Source organism: Bacteroides sp. Marseille-P8574 (assembly GCF_902825465.1).
Taxonomy (GTDB): domain Bacteria; phylum Bacteroidota; class Bacteroidia; order Bacteroidales; family Bacteroidaceae; genus Bacteroides; species Bacteroides uniformis.
Genome location: NZ_CADEBE010000001.1, coordinates 837,469 through 855,293, shown reverse-complemented (window position 1 = coordinate 855,293; position 17,825 = coordinate 837,469). Strand labels below are relative to the sequence as shown.

Genomic DNA, 17,825 nt, shown 5'->3' with positions numbered 1-17,825 from the left:
TCGTCTCATAAAAAAGTCCGATATTTGCAACCATGATTCAGATAGAGACCATATTTGACATATTGTGGAAGGGGTTCATTATCGGCGTCATTGTGTCCGCGCCATTGGGTCCTGTAGGAGTATTGTGTATTCAGCGTACTTTGAATAAAGGACGGTGGTATGGTTTCGTAACGGGGATAGGAGCTTCGCTGAGCGATATTGCATATGCCTTGCTGACGGGCTACGGGATGAGTTTCGTTTTTGATTATGTCAACAAGAACATCTTTTACCTGCAGCTTTTCGGAAGCATTCTTCTGTTGGCATTTGGCATTTATACGTTCCGCAGCAATCCGGTACAGTCCATCCGGCCGGTATCCACCAATAAGGGTTCCTATTTCCATAACTTCATAACGGCGTTTGCCGTTACACTTTCCAATCCACTGATTATTTTCCTTTTTGTAGGCCTTTTCGCCCGCTTCGCTTTTGTAAGTGAGGGCGTGCTGGTGTTTGAGGCTGTCACCGGATACCTGGCCATCGCATTGGGTGCTTTGGCTTGGTGGTTTGGCATAACCTTTTTTGTCAATAAGGTCCGTACACAATTCAACCTGCGAGGTATCTGGATACTGAACCGTATTATCGGGAGCATTGTCATTGTGGTGTCTGTGATGGGACTGGTGTTTACGCTGATGGGTGAATCGCTGTATTAATGGATAATCGATAGTGGATAAATTGATAATGAAGTCATAAATCTAAGGTTATAAATCATACATTTTATCGTGAAGATTGCGCAACAACTGAAAGAGAAGAATATAGCCGAATACCTTATATATATGTGGCAGGTGGAGGACTTGCTCCGTGCCAACGGCTGTGACATAGACCGGATACGCCAGAACATCATCTTGCGCTATCCGGAGGAGGAACGGCCTGCGCTGGAAGAATGGTATGGAAACCTGGCAGATATGATGCGTGCGGAAGGCGTAACGGAAAAAGGGCATCTGCAAATCAACCGTAATGTCATTCTGAATCTGACGGAACTGCATGGCGAATTGCTGGCTTCTACGAAATATCCGTTCTATAATGCGGCTTATTTCAAGGCACTGCCTTTTATCGTGGAACTGCGTCAGAAGAACGGCCGGAAAGAGGAGTCTGAGGTAGACACTTGTTTCGAGGCGCTTTATGGAGTGTTGCTGTTACGCTTGCAGAAGAAGGAAATCAGTCAGGGCACGGCAAAGGCTATGGAGGCCATCAGTGGTTTCATCTCGTTGCTTGCCAACTATTATGACAAGGAGAAGCGGGGAGAACTGGAGTTGATGGATAATTGATAGTGGATGATTGATAATTATGAAGGAAAATATTGTTCATCGTAACATTCTATATATAAGTGTAACTTTATTAAATGAATATTCTGATAACCGGTGCCAACGGTCAACTTGGCAATGAAATGCGAGTGTTGTCGAAAGAAAACGGACAACATGTTTATTTTTTCACTGATGTGCAGGAATTGGACATTTGCGACGAACAAGCTGTGCACAGGTTTGTGAAGGGTAACCGGATAGATGTGATTGTGAATTGCGCTGCTTATACGGCGGTGGACAAGGCGGAGGACAATCAGGAACTTTGCGACAAGCTGAACCATGTCGCTCCTGGCTATCTGGCTGCCGCTGCCGAAGCTTGCGGTGCTGCCTTGATACAAGTGTCCACCGATTATGTTTTCGACGGAACCGGACACACTCCTTATACGGAAGAGGCGGCCACTTGCCCCAATTCGGTATATGGCTCTACTAAACTGGCAGGTGAGCAGGCGGTGATGAAGCATTGCAGCCGTGCCATGATTATCCGTACAGCATGGCTCTATTCCATTTACGGGAATAATTTTGTGAAGACGATGCTTCGTCTGGGGCGTGAGCGAGAGACGCTGGGGGTTGTCTTCGACCAGATAGGTACGCCGACATATGCCAATGATTTGGCACGTGCCATTTTTGCGGCTGTCAACCGGGGGATTGTTCCCGGTATCTATCATTTCAGCAACGAGGGTGTGTGCTCGTGGTATGATTTCACGTTGGCTATCCATCGCCTGGCCGGCATAAAGACCTGCAAAGTAAACCCACTACATACGGACGAATTCCCTGCCAAGGCGCCGCGTCCGCATTATTCCGTACTGGACAAGACAAAGATAAAGAAGACATTCGGCATCGATATACCCCATTGGGAGGAGAGCCTTGCTGTCTGCATGAAGAATTTGGAAGAGTGATTATTACTGACTAATTGATATATGGCCAATAACAACGAAATAGAAAGACGGAGAACGTTTGCGATTATCGCGCATCCGGATGCCGGTAAGACGTCATTGACCGAGAAGCTGTTGCTTTTTGGTGGACAAATCCAGGTGGCGGGTGCCGTAAAGAGCAATAAGATAAAGAAGACGGCAACGTCGGACTGGATGGATATTGAAAAACAGCGTGGTATTTCCGTCACCACTTCTGTAATGGAGTTTGACTACCATGACTACAAGGTCAACATCCTCGATACTCCGGGTCACCAGGATTTTGCCGAAGATACCTACCGCACGCTGACGGCTGTGGACAGCGTTATTATCGTGGTGGACGGTGCGAAAGGTGTGGAAACGCAGACACGCAAGCTGATGGAGGTCTGCCGTATGCGTAATACGCCGGTGATTATCTTCATCAACAAGATGGACCGTGAAGCCAAAGACCCGTTCGACCTGCTGGACGAGCTGGAGGAGGAACTGCACATCCACGTGCGCCCTTTGACGTGGCCTATCGAGAGCGGTGTCCGTTTCAAGGGTGTCTACAACATCTACGAGCATAATCTTAACCTCTACCAGCCCAGCAAGCAGGTGGTGACAGAGAAGGTGGAAGTGGACATCCATACCGAGGAGCTGGACAACCGGATTGGTGCCCAGCTGGCCGACAAGCTGCGCGGAGAATTGGAACTGATAGACGGTGTTTACCCCGAATTTGATAAGGAGGAATATTTGAAAGGGGAGCTTGCTCCCGTATTCTTCGGTTCGGCACTGAATAATTTCGGTGTGCAGGAACTGCTGGATTGCTTTGTGGAGATTGCTCCCAGTCCCCGTCCCGTGAAGGCGGAAGAACGTGAGGTGGAGCCGGAAGAGCCTAAATTTACCGGATTCATCTTCAAGATAACCGCCAACATCGACCCGAATCACCGTTCATGTATCGCTTTCTGCAAAATCTGCTCCGGGAAGTTTGTACGCAATGCCCCGTACTTGCACGTACGTCATGGTAAGACGATGCGTTTCTCGTCACCTACGCAGTTCATGGCACAGCGCAAGACGACTGTCGATGAGGCTTGGGCGGGAGATATTATCGGTCTGCCGGATAATGGTACGTTCAAGATTGGCGATACGCTGACCGAAGGCGAGGTGCTCCACTTCAAGGGACTTCCAAGTTTCTCGCCGGAGATGTTCAAGTACATTGAGAATGCCGACCCGATGAAGCAGAAACAGCTTGCCAAGGGTATCGACCAGTTGATGGACGAAGGTGTGGCTCAGTTGTTCGTCAACCAGTTTAACGGGCGTAAGATTATCGGTACGGTGGGGCAGTTGCAGTTCGAGGTCATCCAGTATCGTCTGGAGAACGAATACAGTGCGAAGTGCCGTTGGGAGCCGCTCAGTCTGTATAAGGCCTGCTGGATTGAGAGCGATGATGCGGCGGAGCTGGAAGCCTTCAAGAAGCGCAAATACCAGTACATGGCCAAAGACCGCGAGGGTAGGGATGTGTTCCTGGCCGACAGCGGATATGTGTTGCAGATGGCGCAGATGGACTTCAAGCATATCAAGTTCCACTTTACGAGTGAGTTCTAAGCTATACGATTTTTGCTGACTCACGGCTGTAAATGATGCAGGTTGAAGAAAAAGAGGAGGTACAAAGTAATAAAAAACTTTGTACCTCTTTATTTATTGTGGGAAGAAAGTGTTACCTTTGTTTCTATTAATATGCATTGATTATGAAGACACTTGAAGTAAGCTCGTTCCTTACCGACTTTACACCTTACTTATTATAAACACAAAATTTCAAGATGAAACATACCTTCCTTTTTCTCCTGCTGACCTTCCTTTTAGGGCTGACAGCCTGCTCGAAACCTGCCGGTAGAACTTTGATGAACTACGAACAGGCCCTTTCTCATGCTGACTCGTTGGTGCAATGCGGTGCTGTCGACAGTGCCCGGGCCGTCCGCCTGATTTCCGGTTTGCACCGTGAATACAGTCAGATAAAGGAGCTTTCCGATGGCAGGCATGTGCGGCTGAAGCCGGTCAGTGGTTACGAACGTTTTTTCTGGGGAGTGTTTTCTGTGATTATGTTCAGCATTTCCGGTGCTATGCTGTTCAGCCTTGTCCGGTTCAAGAAAGAGCGCCACCACCGCAACTACCTTATCACCTTGAGCGAAAACGAACAGCGCTTGCGCAACAATGAACGCGAGCGCGAGGAACTGGAAGAATGCCTGAAGGAGATGTCGCTGACCGACGAAGAGCGCGAAGAAGTGCATAGCTCGCTGACGAACCTCATGGAACATGGCAGCCGTCTGGATAAGGAAAACGAGTCACTCCGCGCCCGTCTCAAGGAGTATGAAGACAACCCCGTGCCCCGCGAACTGGAACTGTTGAGGAAAGAGGGCGAGCGTGTCCGGATGCTCGACGGGCAGGTGCAGGCGCTTGCTTCCGCCATGATAGACGCAGACGAAGTGGTGAAGCAGTTGCGCATCCAGCCCAAATTCCTTGCGGACAGCCAGTGGGACTACTTGCAGAAACTTACTGACAGAGTATATAAGGGCGCTTCCAAACGCCTTGTCATGCGCTTTCCCCAGCTTACGCCTGCCGACAGCCAGCTTTGCATGCTTATCCGCTTGCATTTCAGCAATGCACAGATTGCCACGCTCATTGCCGTGTCTCCCGCTTCCGTGTCCCAGCAGAAATTCCGCCTGAAGAAGCGGATGATGCAGGCGGATGGTGGACTGTTTGCTGATGGAGAGACGCTGGATACAGTAGTGTGCCATGTCTGAAATTTCGGATTGCAAGACAACAGTGACAAGGGTATGAAACTATTAGGTGGCATTAAGATAAATTAGGCCCGTAATTTCTTTACGGAAATCCTTTTCCGTATCTTCAAGTGGGATTTGTCAAGTCCGGCTAATTATGAGTTCATAAAAACGCTATCAAAGACGGTATCATAAAAAATGGTATTGTATATGGACCGAACGGATCGGGTAAAACAAACTTCAGTTTGGCCTTATTCGATATTGAGAACCATTTGTCGCCCAAATGGAAGAAGATAGATTATTATGTGAATTTTATTTATGCTGTAAAGAAAGAGGGAGTAGTCGGGTTCGAATATACATTTAGGTTTGAGAACGGGACAGTTGTCTATGCCTATTCTAAAAATGCCGGTGGTATATTAGTGTCCGAATCGCTTCGGGTGGACGATAATTTGGTTTTTGAACGGAAGAATGGTTCTTTTTGCATAAACAAGCAACAGTTTCCTATGGAAGAAACCATAGAGAATAACCTCGGAAGTAATGCAAATAACGGGTCGATAGTCAATTTCTTATAGACTTCCTACCCGTTGGGCAAAGAACACTGCTTGATTCCGATATTTTTATATGATTATTTTAGGGATATAGCCAATTTGTGTTGATTTATTAGGACAAAAAGTCGGTGATTTCCCTTGTTCTCAATCTGTTTTGCTACTAATATAACCTCGGTCTTATACTGAACCCTATTCAGTCGTATACTGAATGCCATTCAGTCTTATATTGAATCCTATTTAGTCGTATACTGAATTACCCCCACTTCAGAAGGTGTTCTGGGAGGGGATGGACTGTGACGGTTTGATGGCTTGAAACGGATGCTTTTGGGATTTGAAATGTTGTTACAAAATGAAATAAGAAACTGATTGGTGACTTAAAAAATATTGTTATTCCTTGTTATTTCAATAGTTCGCTTTCTATTGGACTGCTAAAGTGTTGAATTGATTACGGATGAGAGCATAGAATCAAATTGCTCCATAATTAAAAATATCCCTCCAAAAGAAGTGAGTTTACCGGATTTTATGCTTATTTTTGTCATGCTTGTTGAGGATTTCTTGTGCTTTTTTTGCAGCACTAATTTAAGTGAATCTTCTGACATGGCAAAGTACTGGGCAATATTTTATTGCTCAGTATTTTAAATAATTGTTTTGTAAAGTGCCGCGGAACTAAGGTCTGATAGAACGAGGATGAAACATTCCAAATTAATAAACAATATAAACGAACGTGTAGTGGATGACATCAAAGGACGGTTATCCAAAGGTACTTTTGTGTCTATTGCTGCGGCTTCATTCTCCATCTATGCCTACGAAGCATTGAAAGAAGAATTGGAGCAAGTGGAACAATTGCGTTTCATTTTCACGTCTCCTACTTTCATCAAGGACAAATCAAAGAAAGAGAAACTTAAAACATTAGAAAACAATTAAGAAACAAGATATATGACTGACATATTAAAACATTTGGATTTGAACTCCGCAGACGGAACGCAACTCAATCTTGATGCGCTCTATCAGATAGCACCTTCGGCATTTACCGAAGTACGTGATGACAAGACTGGTGAAATCTCCCGAAAGGTAAACTTCGAGGTGCTTCGCCGGTTGCTTGGCGACTATGTCACAGACGGCGATGGCGAGATGTATCAGTTTACATGGGTAGGTAAGAATGCCGCTCGTGCGGAGGCTGCCAAACCAACCGATAAGACATTACGCCCGGTGGTGGAAGATTCCGTGGATTGGGACAATACGAAGAATATCTATATCGAAGGTGATAACCTGGAAGTGCTCAAACTCTTGCAACGCTCATATATGGGTAAGGTGAAGATGATTTATATCGACCCACCCTATAATACTGGCAATGACTTTGTGTATCATGACGATTTGCTCTCACTGCTGCCGAAGAGGATTTCAAAGCCGGCAATGTGGACGAGTTGGGCTATCGCTTCAGGAAGAATTCCGATACGAATGGTAAGTTTCATTCGGATTGGTGCAGTATGATTTATAGTCGTCTGCTGGTGGCTCGTTCTCTGCTCACGGAGGATGGAGTTATCTTTATTTCGATAGGTGATGATGAGAATGCAAATCTCATCAAAATATGTGATGAAGTCTTTGGCGAGCATAATTTCATTGCTGATATTTGCCATAAGCATAGAGCCTCTGTTTCTAATGATAGAATAATATCTGAAAATCACAATCACATTGCGTTTTATGCCAAAGAAATAAATGAGGTGTTTGCTCAACAAAAGAATATAGGAGAAGACCCAGTATTAGACGGATTTGATCGAGAAGACGATAAGGGAAAATATAAATTGGCACCTGTAGATGGTCCTGGTGGAGCAAAGAAAGGTAATCCTTTTTACGAATTTATGGGTGTTGAAGGATATTGGAGATATTCAAAAGAGACCATGCAGAAACTGTATGATAATGGACTGCTTATTGTCACAGAGAACAATCTCCAGAAGAAGTATTACGAAGAACAGGCTCGACAATCAAGAAAAAAAGTTACGACTTGGTGGGATACAGATTTCTTAACTTCTTCCGCAACTTCATATCTTCAGAAATTAATGGGCTGCAAAGCATTCGACAATCCCAAAAGTATAAATCTCTTGATAAGGATGCTCAAGATGATGACTCATTTTGATAAAGATGCACTTATTCTCGATTTCTTCTCAGGCTCTGCCACCACTGCCCATGCTGTAATGCAACTCAACGCCGAAGACGGAGGTAACAGAAAATATATCTGCGTTCAGCTTCCCGAAAAAACACCAGAAGATAGCGAAGCACGTAAGGCAGGCTACGCCACTATCCCTGAGATAGCCAAAGAACGCATCCGTCGTTCCGGTGCAAAAATAAAAGCAGATTCCTCGCTTACTACCCAAAACCTCGACACTGGTTTCCGTGTCTACCGCCTTGACGAAAGCAACTACGAGAAAGTATCACTTTCACCCAAGGAATACAAGCAAGACCAGCTTGACCTCTTTGCCTATAATATCAAGCGCGATCGTACTGACCTTGACCTACTCTATGGTTCGATGTTGGCATGGGGTGTTCGCTTGGATTTGCCCTTGCAGACAGAAACCATGGACGGTTGTACCATCTATACTGTCAACGAAGGTGAACTTGTGGCTTGCTTTTCCGAGGGCATTACCGATAAGGTAGTAACTGCGATGGCCGACAAGAGTCCCTTGCGTGTACTTTTCCGTGATGCCTGCTTCAAGGAAGATGCTCAGAAAATCAATATTTATGAGCAGTTCAAGCAATCCTTGGATTGGTCGGATAATGATGCGTTTAATAATATCAGAGTAATTTGACGTGTCCATGGAAGAGAACAACAAAATACTAATCTATACAGACAATGGCGGTCTGACAAAGATAGATGTGAAACTTGAGGAAGATCCTTTATGGCTTACTCAAGCGCAGATGTGCGAGCTGTATCATACGAGTAAATCAAATGTAAGTGAGCATATTAAGCACATTTTCGAAGAAGGCGAACTACAAGAGGACTCAGTTGTTCGGAAATGCCGAACAACTGCCACAGATGGTAAGTCATACATGACAACCTTCTATAATCTTGATATGATTATCGCTTTACTTGATTTCGCAGAAAGCCAAGCCGAGAAAGAGCAACCCATGACCATGAACGATTGGGCAAACTATCTGGATCGCATACTCACCTCAACTGGAGAACAACTCCTACTGGATGGAGGCCTAGTATCCCATCAAGAAGCGATGGATCATGCCGCTACTGAGTATCGTAAATATAAACAGCGCACACTCAGCGATGTGGAGCAAGATTATTTGAACGCTATCAAGGCGATTAGTGACAAAAGTAAGAAAGGAGGCAAAAAGTGAAAATAAGATATAAACATCAACGCTTTCAAGCGGAAGCCGCCAAATGCGTGAGCGATGTGTTTCAGGGGCAACCCAAACACGATGGCAGCCGCACCTTCTTGAACAAGTTTGGTGCGCTCAACTTCGACGGTTTCGGCAATTTTCCCCTTGTACTTGACAATGAAAGCATTTGCGAGAATGTGCGTGGCATACAGATGGCAGAAGGATTGAATCCCGTGGAGCATCTGGAGGGAGACGGACGTACCTTTACCATCGAGATGGAAACAGGTACGGGTAAGACCTATACCTACATCAAGACCATGTATGAGCTGAACGCCCGCTATGGTTGGTCGAAATTTGTGATTGTAGTGCCCAGTATTGCCATCCGCGAAGGCGTGTTCAAGAGTTTTGAGAGTATGGCAGAGCACTTTGCTGGAGAATATGGTAAGCGCATGCAATACTTCATCTACAACTCGAAGCAGCTCGCTAAGATTGATGCCTTTGCTTCGGATAACGGCATTCATGCAATGATTATCAATACGCAGGCTTTCAATGCTTCGCTTAACGAGGATAAAAACAAGGAAGGTCGCGCAGGTGATTCCGCAGCCCGTATCATCTTCTCACGTCGTGATGAGTTCGGTTCGCGAAAGCCTATTGACATCTTGGCAAAAACGAATCCCATCCTAATTATTGACGAGCCGCAAAGCGTGTTGGGAACGGATAAAAGTAATGCCACACGAAAAGGTATCAAACTGTTTAACCCGCTCTTTACCTTACTTTATAGTGCCACGCACCGTGAAATATTCAACCAAGTATATCGCCTCGATGCCATCGACGCTTACAACAAGAAGCTGGTGAAAAAAATAGAGGTACGCAGTGTGCATCAAGTGGGTTCTACAGCTACCAATAGCTATGTCTATCTGGATGAAATCGTCATTAGCAAAGGCAATCCACAAGCTCGATTGGGCTTCGATGTCAAGACTGCCAATGGCACACGCCAGACCATTCGCTTGGTCGGCGAAGGGTTCGATCTTAAAGAGCAAAGCGGTGGTTTGCAGGAGTATGCCAATAACTTTAAAGTGGAATGTATAGACGGATTGACCAATACCGTGCATTTCCTCAACGGACTGACGCTTCATCCCGGTGAGGTGGTGGGCAGCGTGAATGAGGATATTCTCCGTCGCCACCAGATACGTGAAACCATCAAGACTCATTTGGAACGTGAACGCCAACTTTTTGCTCGCGGCATCAAGGTGCTTTCGCTCTTCTTTATCGATCATGTGGATAGTTACCGCATCTACGGTAAGGACACGGCAGAGAAGGGGAAATTTGCACGGATGTTTGAAGAGGAATACCAACGTGCCTTGCAAGAGCTTATGTCTACCTTTAAGGATACCGCCTACACTCGCTTCCTTTCCAATCCGAAGAATGCGCCCGAAAACATTCACGATGGTTACTTTTCTATTGATAAAAAAGGGAAGAACGTGGAATCGAAGAATAAGGAAGGCGAAAACGAAGAACGTGGTTTCGACCTTATCATGAAGGATAAGGAACGCTTACTTAGCCAAAGTTGCCCCATTCGCTTCATCTTCTCTCACTCGGCCTTGAAGGAAGGTTGGGACAATCCTAATGTGTTCCAGATTTGTACGTTGAAAGATACCTCCAACGAAATCAAGAAACGTCAGGAGGTGGGTCGTGGTATGCGCCTATGCGTCAACGATAAGGGCGAACGTCAAGATGCCGACGTATTGGGTGACCATGTGTTCGACACCAATATCCTGACCGTTATTGCCAGCGAGAGCTATGACGACTTTGCCAAGAAGCTGCAAACCGATATGGCAGAAGCCTGTGCCAGCCGTCCGGTAGTGGTGACAGCCACACTGTTTGCCGACCAACTGGCACAGACACAAGATGGACACAGCATAAAGATTACGACCGAACAGGCCGTGGAAATCCACGAAGAACTGATAGTCCAAGGTTACATCAAGAAGGGCAAGCTCACGCAAAAGTACTTTGACGAAAAGAAAGCCGATTCGCTCCAGTTTGGTGAGGTGGAAAATCTACATTCGTTTATCATCAAACAGTTGGATAAAGTGTTCAATCCCGATGCCTTCAAACCAGCCAATGGACGTAATAAAACGGAGGCTCACTTAGTGAAAGACAACTTCAACAAAAAAGAGTGGCAAGAGTTGTGGCGGCGCATCAATACACGTACCTACTATAACGTGAGTTTTGAAACGTCAAAACTCATCAAGAGTGCCATTGATGCACTCGACAAGCACCTGAATGTGACAGAAATCCGTATTGTAGTGGAGAGTGGCGGTATGGAAAGCATCCGTGACCGCGAAGAATTGGAAGCCGGAGCAGCCATGAGTGCCGCTACAGTGAAAACCATTCGGGTAACGGAAGTTATTGGAGCAGAAGTAACTTACGACTTGGTAGGTGAACTCGTGCAATCCACCGGTCTAACTCGCCGCACCATTGTAGAAATGCTGAAAGGCGTTAATCATGCGACTTTCCATCAGTTCAAGCTGAATCCAGAAGAGTTCATCATCAAAGCCGGTCGCATCATCAACGATTGTAAGGCTATCTCGCTCATCCAACACATCCAGTATGAGAAATGTGCTGGAACTTTTGGTACTGGCATCTTTGAGGAAGCTACGCTGCGTGGTACACTTGGCAAGAATGCTATCGAAAGTACCAAGTCGCTTTACGATCTTGTAGTGGTAGATAGTGAAGGTATCGAAAAGAGTTTTGCCGAGTCGCTGGAAGCTGAGGATGATGTGGTGGTATATAGCAAACTGCCCGGTGGATTCTACATCAACACTCCGATGGGCAAATATAATCCCGACTGGGCTGTAGCTTTTCGAGAAGATTCCGTGAAGCACGTCTATTTCGTGGCAGAAACCAAAGGCAACGACATCGAAGTATCACAACTTCGCCGTGCCGAGGATGCCAAGATAGAGTGCGCCCGTCGCCACTTTGCAGCTATCAGCACTGGCGATGTGGCGTATAGTGTGGTGAAAACCTACCAGGATTTGTATAATGCAGTAACAAAGTAAAATCAGCCAAACACGTAGAGAGGCACATTCTCTCTATGTGTGCATTCTTTCTTTTCACTGGCATAAACTCTAAATGATGTCATATTGCAAAGAATAGCTTATAGTAACTATCTTGTAGAGACCGGAAGATATAGGTGCCTTCATTATCAGAAGTTTGCGTGTATAGCTTGTAGAGATTATCACCTTATTCTTCTTATTTCAGCTTTATTTCCCCCTTCTTCTTGTAGAGATGTTATTTTTGTAATTGTTTGTATTTGAGTGATTTATGAAAATTGGTTGTAGATGCCATTTTCTTGTTTTCCCTTGTTTCCCGCCCTAACTTTGCAACATCGAATTTGAGAAAAGCAGACGGCTGAATCGTTGAGGCCTCACGATGAAAACTTCTGCTTCTCGGGTGAGACAAGAGAAACCGGATATACATTATTAATTAATCATTTAAAACATTACGATTATGGCATTTTTTAAAAGAGTTCAGAAAAAAGTAAACGATTTGTGGTATCCTCAATCAGTAACCTGGGGCAAGGCGGTTACTACCCGTGAAGTGGCAGACGAGCTGTCTGTTCTTTCTACCGTGACCCGTGGTGACACGTATGCGGTGATGGAGAACTTGGGGCGTGTATTGAGCAATTTCATGGGGCAGGGACGTACTGTGAAGATAAACGGTGTCGGCACCTTCTACTATACTGCCACCTCTACTAAAAGAGGAGTGTCGACGGCTGCGGAGGTAAGCGCTTCGCTGATTAACGGAGTACGTGTCCGTTTTTTGCCCGAAGTGGAGCGTAATAGTGGCCGTCAGGTGATTACCCGCAGCATGGTGAATACGAAGATTGTTTGGGAAGAGTGGGGCAAGCTTCCTTCTTCTGACAGTGGCAATCAAGGTGGCAGCAACCAGGGCGGCAACGACGGCGATCAGGGAGAGAACCCGCTGGGCTGATTTTTCCCATCCCGCCAATTGCCTCTTTTCTTGACATAAATGGGGTATTATACACTTCCCGTACCACCTCTCCGGTAGTGCGGGAAGTGACGTTTTAGCATCTTTTATTATTTTTTACCACCTTTCTTTAACGGATAATCGCTAATTTCGAACGATTTTTTTTAAATCCTACGGAATAACTAATAATTTATAATATGGAAAACTTGAACATAGCACTTCTGCTAATGGTGGTAGGTATGGCAACAGTCTTTGCTATCCTGCTGATTGTTATCTACTTAGGAAAATGTCTCATTGCACTTGTGAACAAATATGCACCCGAAGAAGTGGTACCGGCCAAAGCTGCAGCAAATGGTCCTGCACCTGTCCCCGGTAATATTCTGGCAGCTATCAGTGCAGCCGTAACAGTAGTGACACAAGGTAAGGGTAAAGTTGCTAAGGTAGAAAAAATCTGAAATAATAATCTTATATAAAAACACACCGAATAATTTAGTATGAAAAAGGAAATTAAGTTCAGCTTGGTATTCAGGGACATGTGGCAGAGTGCCGGAAAATATGTACCCCGTGTTGACCAGCTGGTGAAAGTAGCTCCCGCTATCATTGAGATGGGTTGTTTTGCGCGCGTGGAAACCAATGGCGGAGGTTTTGAACAAGTAAATCTGCTGTTTGGGGAGAATCCGAATAAAGCCGTGCGCGAATGGACGAAGCCGTTCCACGAAGCCGGTATCCAGACTCACATGTTGGACCGTGCCTTGAATGGCCTCCGCATGAGTCCCGTGCCCGCCGATGTACGCAAGCTGTTCTATAAGGTGAAGAAAGCGCAAGGTACGGACATCACGCGTACTTTTTGCGGTCTGAACGATACTCGCAATATCATTCCTTCCATTGGTTATGCACACGATGCCGGAATGATTTCCCAATGTTCGCTCTGCATCACCCATTCACCTATCCATACCGTAGAATACTACACGAACATGGCTTTGAAGCTTATCAAGGCTGGTGCCGATGAAATTTGCATCAAGGATATGGCAGGCATCGGACGTCCGGTTTCCCTGGGTAAGATTGTGGCCAATATCAAGGCGGCACATCCCGATATTCCTATCCAGTACCATAGTCATGCGGGGCCCGGCTTCAATATGGCAAGCATTCTTGAAGTGTGCGAGGCAGGTTGCGACTATATTGATGTAGGTATGGAACCGCTTTCATGGGGTACAGGACATGCAGACCTGCTCAGCGTGCAGGCTATGCTGAAAGATGCAGGCTTCCAGGTGCCCGAAATCAACATGGAGGCATATATGAAGGTACGTGCCCTCATCCAGGAATTTATGGATGATTTCCTTGGCTTGTACATCAGCCCGCGTAACCGTTTGATGAACTCCCTGCTGATTGGTCCTGGACTTCCGGGCGGCATGATGGGCAGTTTGATGGCAGACCTGGAGTCCAATTTGGAATCCATTAACAAATATAAGGCAAAACGCAACCTGCCCTTCATGAAGCAGGATGAATTGCTCATCAAGTTGTTCAACGAAGTGGCATACGTCTGGCCGCGTGTAGGTTATCCGCCATTGGTGACTCCGTTTAGCCAGTATGTCAAGAATCTCTCCATGATGAACGTCATTGCTATGGAGAAGGGCAAGGAACGTTGGGGCATGATTGCCGATGATATTTGGGATATGCTGCTGGGCAAAGCCGGTAAGTTGCCGGGTGAATTGGCTCCTGAGCTTATTGAGAAAGCAGAGCGCGAAGGACGTAAATTCTTCACCGGCAATCCGCAAGACAACTATCCCGATGCTTTGGACAAGTACCGCAAGCTGATGAAGGAAAACAAATGGGAATTGGGCGAGGACGACGAAGAGCTTTTCGAATACGCCATGCACCCGGCTCAATACGAGGCTTACAAGAGTGGCAAGGCCAAGCAGGACTTCCTGGAGGATGTGGAGAAACGCCGTGCTGAACGTGACAAATCTCCGCTGGACGATGCCAAACCCAAGACGCTCACCGTGCAGGTGGACGGTCAGGCCTACCGCGTAACGGTGGCTTATGGTGACATTGACCTGCCCGCTTCGGCTACCGAGAAGGTGACTGCTCCTCCCGTAGGCGAAGGTCAGGATATTCCGGCTCCGCTCGAAGGCAAGTTCTTCTTGACGAAGAATGCACAAGAAACCCCGTTGAAAGTGGGTGACAAGGTGAAGAGTGGCGATCTTCTCTGCTATATCGAAGCTATGAAGACATACAATGCCATCCGTGCAGACTTTGATGGAACGGTTGTTGCCATCTGTGTCAATCCGGGTGACTCTGTTTCTGAAGATGATGTATTAATGAAGATAGGATAATGGAAGATATATTTGCAAAACTCTATGATATGACGGCCTTCAGCAATATCATTGCTGATCCGTCGTTCCTCGTGATGTATGCCATCGCTTTTATCCTGCTTTATTTGGGCATCAAGAAGCACTATGAACCATTGTTGCTGGTACCCATCGCTTTCGGTGTACTCATCGCCAACTTTCCTGGCGGCGAGATGGGTGTGATTCAGGCGGATGAAAACGGAATGGTCATGGTAGGCGGGGTGATGAAGAATATCTGGGAGATGCCGTTGCACGAAATAGCGCACGACCTTGGACTGATGAACTTCATCTATTATATGCTGATTAAGACCGGATTCCTGCCACCTGTCATCTTTATGGGGGTGGGTGCGCTGACGGACTTCGGTCCGATGCTCCGTAACTTGCGTCTCTCCATATTCGGTGCGGCTGCGCAGTTAGGTATTTTCACCGTACTGCTTTGTGCTGTGATGATAGGGTTCACTCCGCAGGAAGCGGGTGCGTTGGGCATTATCGGTGGTGCCGATGGCCCTACGGCTATCTTTACTACCATCAAGCTGGCTCCCCATCTGTTGGGACCGATTGCCATTGCTGCTTATTCTTATATGGCGCTGGTACCGGTCATCATTCCGATGGTGGTGAAGTTGTTCTGTACCAAGAAGGAATTGATGATTAACATGAAGGAGCAGGAGAAGCTGTATCCTTCGAAAATCGAGATTAAGAATCTGCGTGTATTGAAGATTATCTTCCCGATTGCAGTGACTACGATTGTTGCTTTATTTGTGCCTACGGCAGTACCTTTGATTGGTATGTTGATGTTCGGTAATTTGATTAAGGAAATCGGTTCTGATACAAGCCGCTTGTTCGACGCTGCTGCTAATAGTATCATGAATGCAGCTACCATCTTTTTAGGATTGAGCGTTGGCGCCACGATGACTAGTGAGGCATTCCTGAATTGGACAACCATCGGTATTGTGATTGGCGGTTTCCTGGCATTTGCATTGTCCATTACGGGAGGTATTTTCTTTGTGAAGCTGTTCAACCTATTCAGCAAGAAGAAGATCAATCCACTGATTGGTGCTACCGGCCTGAGTGCCGTGCCCATGGCAAGCCGCGTCTGCAATGAGATTGCAACGAAATATGACCCGAAAAACCATGTGCTGAATTACTGTATGTCCAGTAATATCTCCGGTGTAATCGGGTCGGCTGTTGCGGCTGGTGTATTGATTTCATTCTTGGGATAAACCTGGTCAGTAGGGGAAAGATAAAGAAACTCCGGCATGGCTTTACAAAGCCATGCCGGAGTTTCTTTATCTTTTTCGTTGAGGGGCATTTCATTCGCTGACCACTTTCCAATATTCAGCTACCGCCATCTTTTCCGCGAGATACGCATCAATCAGGTTGGTGTGTGCTTGTGTCCATGAGAGTTGTGCGGACAGTACATCTACCATGCTGGCTTTTCCTTCATTATAAGAGAAGGTGACAAGGTCTAGATTCTCTTCGGCAAGTGTCATATTCTCCCGGGCCGTCTTGACTTGCTGTTCAGTTTCCGTTAGCTTTGTGGTGGCTGCGGAGAGCTCTTCCAGAATATTGTCCGTTACATAGCTTTGTTGCAGCTTCTGTATGCCGATATAGGCTTTCTGTTGGCGGTTTGTCTTGAAGCGGGCTCCCCAACGGAAGATGGGGATGCTGACGTTGACCCCTGCGACGGGAGTATGAGGTACATTCTGCCCCATATAGGCGATTCCCGTATCCCAACCGGTAGCGAGAAACATGCTGGCTTGTGGATTGTAGCGGCTGAGGGCGGCATGCCGTTGCGCTTCACTGCGGGCGATGTTCACGGAGGTACTGGCATATTCTGCCCGGCGGGGCAGCACATCATCCAGGCCCAAAGGGATGATGGGGGCAGTCGGTATATCTATTTCGGCTATGCTGTCTATGGGAGCGTCCGGTTCCGAGCCCATAAGGATATTCAGTTTTTGCAGGGCAAGGGTATGTTTTGGCGTGCCTTGATGTACTGTAATTCGGCCTCCTTACGCCGGGTGGAAATCATCAGCAAGTCTGTGCGGCTGATGGCGCCGTCATCGAAGCGGTCTTGGATGATGTCGTACTGCTGTTGTACAATATCCTGAAAGGTAGCCGCGGCTTTCAGACCGGCACGGGCGGCAGAGGCATTCCAATAGACGGCGTCACTTTGATAGTGTATCTGGTCGAGGGTCAGTTCTGTGGTTAGTTGCTCCAGTGCCTCTTCGGTTTGCGCCACTTTCTTTTGGGCTATTAGGGAACCTCCGGTATAAAGCGGCTGCGTCAAGGTGGCAAGTGCCTGATAGGTATAAGGGCGGTAGTCTCCTTTCGGACTGTTCCATTGGTCCAGATGATTGAGATTGGCGGTACCCTCGGCGATGATGTCAATCTGGGGCAGGAAACCGGTGGAGGCAATCTTGCGTGCCTCGGTACTGGCGAATGTTTTCAGATGCTGTTGTTTTAGAATCTGGCTGTATGCTTCTACCTTGTCGCGGTATTCTTCGCGGCTCAGATATGCTTGTTGTGCCCCGGCATTCAGTCCGGAGCACAGTAATGATAGAATAAGTATCTTTGTTTTCATCATTCAATTGGTAAACTGTAAATTGTTGAATGT

12 protein-coding genes and 3 pseudogenes are annotated in these 17,825 nt (G+C 46.5%); 14 read left to right on the top strand and 1 reads right to left on the bottom strand.

The genetic code is table 11. From position 1 onward, the window contains the following. Positions 1 to 32 precede the first annotated feature (32 nt). The 14 genes and pseudogenes from HUX74_RS03700 to HUX74_RS03635 all read left to right on the top strand — a co-directional run bounded on the left by HUX74_RS03700 (position 33) and on the right by HUX74_RS03635 (position 16,431). A complete protein-coding gene (locus HUX74_RS03700) occupies positions 33 to 686 on the top strand; it encodes a LysE family translocator (RefSeq protein ID WP_035449560.1) in 654 nt (217 codons plus the stop codon). A gap of 69 nt (positions 687 to 755) precedes the next feature. Further along, a complete protein-coding gene (locus HUX74_RS03695; protein WP_035449558.1) occupies positions 756 to 1,301 on the top strand; it encodes a DUF4924 family protein in 546 nt (181 codons plus the stop codon). Between the two features lie 74 nt (positions 1,302 to 1,375). Next, positions 1,376 to 2,230, top strand: a complete 855-nt coding sequence (gene rfbD / locus HUX74_RS03690; protein ID WP_174646231.1) for a dTDP-4-dehydrorhamnose reductase — start codon at positions 1,376 to 1,378, stop codon at positions 2,228 to 2,230. Between the two features lie 21 nt (positions 2,231 to 2,251). Continuing rightward, positions 2,252 to 3,826: a peptide chain release factor 3 gene (locus tag HUX74_RS03685; protein ID WP_035449555.1), complete on the top strand. Its 1,575-nt coding sequence runs from the start codon at positions 2,252 to 2,254 to the stop codon at positions 3,824 to 3,826. Positions 3,827 to 4,041: 215 nt separating this feature from the next. After that, a complete protein-coding gene (locus tag HUX74_RS03680; RefSeq protein WP_174646230.1) occupies positions 4,042 to 5,022 on the top strand; it encodes a hypothetical protein in 981 nt (326 codons plus the stop codon). 221 nt (positions 5,023 to 5,243) lie between these two features. Continuing rightward, positions 5,244 to 5,570 carry a hypothetical protein gene (locus tag HUX74_RS03675; RefSeq protein ID WP_174646229.1) on the top strand — a complete coding sequence of 109 codons (327 nt, stop codon included), beginning with the start codon at positions 5,244 to 5,246 and terminating at the stop codon, positions 5,568 to 5,570. A gap of 663 nt (positions 5,571 to 6,233) precedes the next feature. After that, positions 6,234 to 6,446, top strand: a pseudogene (locus HUX74_RS03670) (type III restriction endonuclease subunit R); the annotation flags it as partial. A 36-nt stretch (positions 6,447 to 6,482) separates the two neighbouring features. Further along, positions 6,483 to 8,350: pseudogene (locus HUX74_RS03665) on the top strand (site-specific DNA-methyltransferase). A 7-nt stretch (positions 8,351 to 8,357) separates the two neighbouring features. Further along, positions 8,358 to 8,891 carry a RhuM family protein gene (gene rhuM / locus HUX74_RS03660; RefSeq protein ID WP_117966268.1) on the top strand — a complete coding sequence of 178 codons (534 nt, stop codon included), beginning with the start codon at positions 8,358 to 8,360 and terminating at the stop codon, positions 8,889 to 8,891. After that, positions 8,888 to 11,932 (top strand): DEAD/DEAH box helicase family protein, encoded by a 3,045-nt coding sequence (locus HUX74_RS03655; RefSeq protein WP_117945448.1) that lies wholly within the window; start codon positions 8,888 to 8,890, stop codon positions 11,930 to 11,932. Before rhuM ends, HUX74_RS03655 begins: the two co-directional genes overlap by 4 nt. 451 nt (positions 11,933 to 12,383) lie before the next feature. Next, a complete protein-coding gene (locus tag HUX74_RS03650; RefSeq protein ID WP_035449543.1) occupies positions 12,384 to 12,866 on the top strand; it encodes an HU family DNA-binding protein in 483 nt (160 codons plus the stop codon). A gap of 194 nt (positions 12,867 to 13,060) precedes the next feature. Next, positions 13,061 to 13,318 (top strand): OadG family protein, encoded by a 258-nt coding sequence (locus HUX74_RS03645; protein ID WP_035449540.1) that lies wholly within the window; start codon positions 13,061 to 13,063, stop codon positions 13,316 to 13,318. 39 nt (positions 13,319 to 13,357) lie between these two features. Beyond that, positions 13,358 to 15,196, top strand: coding sequence for a biotin/lipoyl-containing protein (locus tag HUX74_RS03640; RefSeq protein WP_117601165.1), 1,839 nt, complete (start codon positions 13,358 to 13,360; stop codon positions 15,194 to 15,196). Continuing rightward, positions 15,196 to 16,431 (top strand): sodium ion-translocating decarboxylase subunit beta, encoded by a 1,236-nt coding sequence (locus tag HUX74_RS03635; RefSeq protein ID WP_117601166.1) that lies wholly within the window; start codon positions 15,196 to 15,198, stop codon positions 16,429 to 16,431. The genes HUX74_RS03640 and HUX74_RS03635 overlap by 1 nt, the downstream gene beginning before the upstream one ends. A 90-nt stretch (positions 16,432 to 16,521) precedes the next feature. On the opposite strand, the pseudogene HUX74_RS03630 reads toward HUX74_RS03635, so the two are convergent. After that, positions 16,522 to 17,795, bottom strand: a pseudogene (locus HUX74_RS03630) (TolC family protein). Positions 17,796 to 17,825 lie beyond the last annotated feature (30 nt).

Bases quoted from the DNA above. Each gene is read 5' to 3' on its own strand.
- HUX74_RS03635 (WP_117601166.1), top strand. From the start codon at position 15,196: ATGGAAGATATATTTGCAAAACTCTATGATATGACGGCCTTCAGCAAT.
- HUX74_RS03700 (WP_035449560.1), top strand. From the start codon at position 33: ATGATTCAGATAGAGACCATATTTGACATATTGTGGAAGGGGTTCATT.
- HUX74_RS03680 (WP_174646230.1), top strand. From the start codon at position 4,042: ATGAAACATACCTTCCTTTTTCTCCTGCTGACCTTCCTTTTAGGGCTG.
- rhuM (WP_117966268.1), top strand. From the start codon at position 8,358: ATGGAAGAGAACAACAAAATACTAATCTATACAGACAATGGCGGTCTG.
- HUX74_RS03685 (WP_035449555.1), top strand. From the start codon at position 2,252: ATGGCCAATAACAACGAAATAGAAAGACGGAGAACGTTTGCGATTATC.
- rfbD (WP_174646231.1), top strand. From the start codon at position 1,376: ATGAATATTCTGATAACCGGTGCCAACGGTCAACTTGGCAATGAAATG.
- HUX74_RS03640 (WP_117601165.1), top strand. From the start codon at position 13,358: ATGAAAAAGGAAATTAAGTTCAGCTTGGTATTCAGGGACATGTGGCAG.
- HUX74_RS03645 (WP_035449540.1), top strand. From the start codon at position 13,061: ATGGAAAACTTGAACATAGCACTTCTGCTAATGGTGGTAGGTATGGCA.
- HUX74_RS03650 (WP_035449543.1), top strand. From the start codon at position 12,384: ATGGCATTTTTTAAAAGAGTTCAGAAAAAAGTAAACGATTTGTGGTAT.